This window comes from Arhodomonas sp. KWT (assembly GCF_010993615.1).
In genome coordinates this window covers 1-947 of record NZ_WNXE01000647.1, presented here as the reverse complement: position 1 = coordinate 947, position 947 = coordinate 1, and the positions used below count along the sequence as shown (strand labels likewise).

The 947-nt window shown below is 66.9% G+C and carries 2 protein-coding genes; one reads left to right on the top strand and one right to left on the bottom strand.

What is annotated here, in order from left to right; all coding sequences use genetic code 11:
• The coding region (locus tag G7A99_RS21435) for an HAD family phosphatase (protein WP_163143942.1) at nt 1-212 on the bottom strand (212 nt) is incomplete at its 3' end.
• A 164-nt stretch (nt 213-376) separates the two neighbouring features.
• On the opposite strand from G7A99_RS21435, the gene G7A99_RS21430 reads away from it, so the two are divergent.
• Entirely contained in the window at nt 377-904 is a 528-nt protein-coding gene (locus tag G7A99_RS21430; protein WP_163143940.1) for an RNA pyrophosphohydrolase, read from the top strand.
• Nucleotides 905-947 lie beyond the last annotated feature (43 nt).

Genomic DNA, 947 nt, shown 5'->3' with positions numbered 1-947 from the left:
TCCGGCGGGTGCTCGGCGAGGGGGCGCAGCGCGAAGCGCAGGAACGCGTCGATGTCGAGCCGTCCCGCCTTGTAGTCGGCGTAGAAGCGCTCGTTGGCGGCAGCGTAGGTCTGCGCGTCCACGATGTCGTGTTCGGTGAGGTACTCGCCCCACAGGTGATCGCTGTCTCCGGCGAGCAGGGTGTTGTCCAGATCGAAGAGGGTCAGGCTCACGGATGCTCCCGCTGGGTTTCCGGGGGTGCCGCCGGACGGCGTCGGGGCGACAGTCTACGGTCTCGCCGGCGGCCGTGCACGGGCGTCGTGGTGCCATTTGCCGCCTTTTGTACCGATGTGGAAGAATACCTGTAACTTCCGGTATTCCGTGCCAGGTTTCTCAAGTGATTGATTCGGATGGATTCAGGCCCAACGTGGGGATCATCCTGACGGATGGGGCCGGGCGGGTGTTCTGGGCCCGGCGCATCGGCCAGAACGCCTGGCAGTTCCCTCAGGGGGGCATCAAGCGACACGAGTCGCCGCAGCAGGCCCTCTTCCGGGAGCTGCGCGAGGAGGTGGGACTGGAGTCCTCCCATGTGGAGGTGCTCGGCTGCACCGAGGGGTGGCTGCGCTACCGTCTGCCGCGCCACCTGGTACGCCGTCGCCAGCGGCCGCTGTGTATCGGCCAGAAGCAGGTGTGGTTCATGCTGCGCCTCGCCTGCGATGAGGGTACCGTGTGCCTCGACCAGAGCGCCCAGCCGGAGTTCGACGACTGGCGCTGGGTGGATTACTGGGAGCCCGTGCAGCGGGTGGTCTTCTTCAAGCGCCGTGTCTATGACCGTGCGCTCACGGAGCTTGCGCCTCTGATCTTCCCGGACGGGCCGCCGCAGCGGCCGCTGCCGCGCGGCAATGGACAGGGGCGGCGCGACTGATGCTCGAGACCCTTCATCGCATCGTTCAGGAGGTCAATGGCGC